Below are 3,403 nucleotides of genomic sequence, written 5' to 3' on the forward strand. Positions count from 1 at the left end.
CACCCGAACGGCGCGCGCGGCGGACGACGACGGCCGGAAGCGGCGCCGGTACTCGGCGGGCGGCACGGACAGCGCGCGGACGAAGGCCCGCCGCATCGCCTCGGGGGTGCCGTATCCGCAGGTCCGGGCTATCCGCTCCACGCCGTCCTCGGTGTCCTCCAGCCGGCGGCGCGCGGTCTCCAGCCGGGCGGCGTCCACGTACCGTCCGGGCGTCACGCCGACCTCGGCGGCGAAGGCCCGCGCGAAGTGGCGCGGTGACAGGGCCGCGCGGCGGGCCAGCGCCTCGACGCTCAGGTCGTCCTCGGGGTGCTCGGCGATCCAGTTCTGCACCTCCCGCAGCGGGTGCCGCTCCGCGAGCTGCGCGGCGAGCTGGGTGCTGAACTGGGCCTGGTCGCCCGGCCGTCGGAGGAACACCACCAGGTGGCGGGCGAGCAGCAGCGCGACGTCCCGGCCGAGGTCCTCCTCGACCAGCGCGAGGGCGAGATCGATCCCGGCGGTCACTCCGGCCGAGGTGGCGACGTTCCCGTCCCGTACGAAGATCGGCTCCGGAGCCACCTCGGTGTCCGGGAAGCGGCGCGCGAGGGCGTCGCAGTACGCCCAATGGGTGGTGGCTCGACGCCCGGCCAGCAGGCCGGCCTCGGCCAGCAGAAACGCGCCGGTGCAGACGGACACGATCCGCTCCGCCCCGGCCGCCAGTTCCCGGATCCTGCGGACCACCGCCGGGTCGGGCGCGGCGGTCCCCGCTCCGCCGGGCACCACCAGCGTGTGCGGGGGCTCGGCGCAGGCCAGGTCGGCGTCCGGCAGCAGGCGCAGCCCGCTCGACGTCCGCACCGGCCCGCCGCCGGGCCCGGCTGTACAGACCTGGTAGGCGTCCGGCCACCCGGCGGCCTCACCGGCCTCGGCGAAGACCTCCAGGGGCCCGGTGACGTCCAGGCTCTGTACCCCGTCGTAGAGCACGACGAGCACGCTGCGGTGTCTCATGCCTCCGAGCGTGGCAGCGGCCCGTCATGGCGGCAACGACGGGTTTCCCACCTTTCCTGCCACGCGCATCAGCACCGTGCCGCGCGCCGCACCGGGCGGGACTCACACCCCTGCGGTGGTGCCGCACGGTCGGCGGCGAACGGGCGCACTCTGCCATCCGGTGCGGCCGGAGACAAGCGATCACCGCTCGCCGCCCGGGACTGCGGGCGCCCCGGGCAGAACCTGCTGCTCAGCGCCAGCCGAGGGCCGGGGCCACGTGGGTGAGGACGGCGTCCAGGACGTGGGCGTTGTAGTCGACGCCCAGCTGGTTCGGGACGGTCAGCAGCAGCGTGTCGGCGGCGGCGATCGCCTCGTCCCGGGCCAGCTGTTCGGCCAGGACGTCCGGCTCGGCGGCGTAGGAGCGGCCGAAGACGGCCCGCGTCGTGGGGTCGATGTTGCCGAAGTGGTCCTCGGAATCGGTCTCCCTGCCGAAGTAGGCGCGGTCACGGTCGTCGACCAGCGGGAAGACCGAGCGGCTCACCGAGACGCGCGGCTCACGCGCGTGACCGGCCTCCTTCCACGCCTCCCGGTACGCCTCGATCTGCTTGCGCTGCTGGACGTGCAGCGGCTCGCCGCTCTCGTCGTCCTTGAGCGTGGAGCTCTGCAGGTTCATGCCCAGCTTGGCGGCCCATACGGCGGTGGCGTTGGAGCCGGAGCCCCACCAGACGCGTTCCCGAAGGCCCTCGGAGTGCGGCTCAAGTCGCAGCAGACCGGGTGGGTTGGGGAACATGGGGCGCGGGTTCGGGCGGGCGAAGCCCTTGCCCTTGAGCACCTCGAGCAGGACCTCGGTGTGGTTGCGCGCCATGTCGGCGTCGTTGCCGTCCTCCGGCGGCTGGTAGCCGAAGTAGCGCCAGCCGTCGATCACCTGTTCCGGTGAACCGCGGCTGAGGCCGAGCTGGAGCCGGCCGCCGGATATCAGGTCGGCGGCGCCGGCGTCCTCGGCCATGTACATGGGGTTCTCGTAGCGCATGTCGATCACGCCGGTGCCGATCTCGATCCGGCTGGTGCGCGCGCCAATCGCCGCGAGCAGCGGGAACGGGGAGGCGTACTGCTGGGCGAAGTGGTGCACGCGGAAGTACGCGCCGTCCACGCCCACCTCCTCGGCGGCGACGGCAAGGTCGATCGCCTGCAGGAGCGCGTCGGAGGCGGTCCGGGTCCGCGAGTGCGGGGTGTCCGACCAGTGACCGAAGGAGAGGAACCCGATCTTCTTCATATGTTCTTCAACGCCGTGGGGCCGGGTTCATTCCGTCCAGGAGCAGCGGCGATGATGGCGGGGGGGCCTTCGCGGAAGCGGACCGCCCCGAGGATGCGACGGTGGGAAGGGGAGGCGAGGAGCCGTGCCGGAGGAGTTCCACCCGGTGCCGGACCTGTGGGCGTTTCTGCCGGGGACCTGGCGCACCGAGCGCACCGTGCGCGATCTGGCCACCGGGGACGAGGGCCGGTTCCGCGGGACGACCGCGTTCGAGCCGTCGCCGGAGCCGGAGGGCGGCCTGCTGCAGCGGGAGGACGGCGACTTCGTGTGGCAGGGCGTCTCCCGTCCGGCCGGTCGCACGCTGCGGCTGCTGCCCGGGAGGCTGCTGCCCGGGAGCAGGGCCCCCTCGGCGGACGTGCGGTTCGCCGACGGCCGGGAGTTCCACGCGCTGGACCTGTCGACGGGACGGTTCGTCGCCCCGCACCCCTGTGCCGCCGACCTGTACGAGGGCGAGTTCACGGTGCTGGACGAGGACCGGTGGCGCACGGTGTGGCGGGTGCGCGGGCCGGCCAAGGACCTGGTCCTCACCGCGGAGTACACACGGGAGGCGGCGGAGGCCCCGCACGCCCGGGCGACGGCGGAACCCTCTGAGGGCGCCGCCGGTCAGGCCCGCACCGGCGGCGCGTAGGGGACGTCCAGGCGGAGGGTCCAGCGGCCGGGACGGCCCAGGACGGTGATCGCGGAGAGCGGGCGGACGTCGACGTTCCAGTAGACGGACGGCGGCGCCTTCAGGGCGTAGATCAGCGCTGCCCGGATCACCCCGGGTTCCGCGACGGCGATGATGCTGGCCCCGTCGTCCGCGGGCCGGGTGTCGAGCCAGCCGCCGACCCGGGTGATGAAGGCGTGCAGCGACTCCCCGCCGTGCGGCGCGGAGCGCGGGTCGGCGAGCCAGACGTCGACGGCCTGCGGCTCGCGGGCCATCGCCTCGGCGAGCGTCATGCCGCGCCACCGCCCCATGTCGCAGTCGCGAAGGGCGGGCTGCACCAGCGGGACGTAACCCAGCAGGTCACCGGTGGCCCGGCTGCGCGGGGTGGGCGAGCAGTAGCGCAGGTCGGCGGCGGCCAGCGGTGCCAGGCCGGGGACGACGCGCTGGATCCCCTCCCAGCCCTCCCGGTCCAGTGGGCTGTCGTC

At 74.2% G+C, this 3,403-nt stretch carries 4 protein-coding genes; 1 reads left to right on the forward strand and 3 read right to left on the reverse strand.

The features are described from left to right. Both ACOV8S_RS24150 and ACOV8S_RS24155 read right to left on the reverse strand, forming a co-directional pair. Positions 1–981: GlxA family transcriptional regulator (locus ACOV8S_RS24150; protein ID WP_448320248.1), on the reverse strand; the 981-nt coding region annotated here is incomplete at its 3' end. A 229-nt stretch (positions 982–1,210) separates the two neighbouring features. Beyond that, entirely contained in the window at positions 1,211–2,233 is a 1,023-nt protein-coding gene (locus ACOV8S_RS24155; protein ID WP_448320249.1) for an LLM class flavin-dependent oxidoreductase, read from the reverse strand. A gap of 124 nt (positions 2,234–2,357) precedes the next feature. On the opposite strand from ACOV8S_RS24155, the gene ACOV8S_RS24160 reads away from it, so the two are divergent. Beyond that, positions 2,358–2,900, forward strand: coding sequence for a DUF6314 family protein (locus tag ACOV8S_RS24160; protein ID WP_448320250.1), 543 nt, complete (start codon positions 2,358–2,360; stop codon positions 2,898–2,900). On the opposite strand, the gene ACOV8S_RS24165 is transcribed toward ACOV8S_RS24160, so the two are convergent. Then, positions 2,876–3,403: histidine phosphatase family protein (locus ACOV8S_RS24165; protein ID WP_448320251.1), on the reverse strand; the 528-nt coding region annotated here is incomplete at its 5' end. The two genes, ACOV8S_RS24160 and ACOV8S_RS24165, sit on opposite strands and share 25 nt — an antisense overlap.

The organism is Streptomyces sp. CO7 (assembly GCF_053474865.1).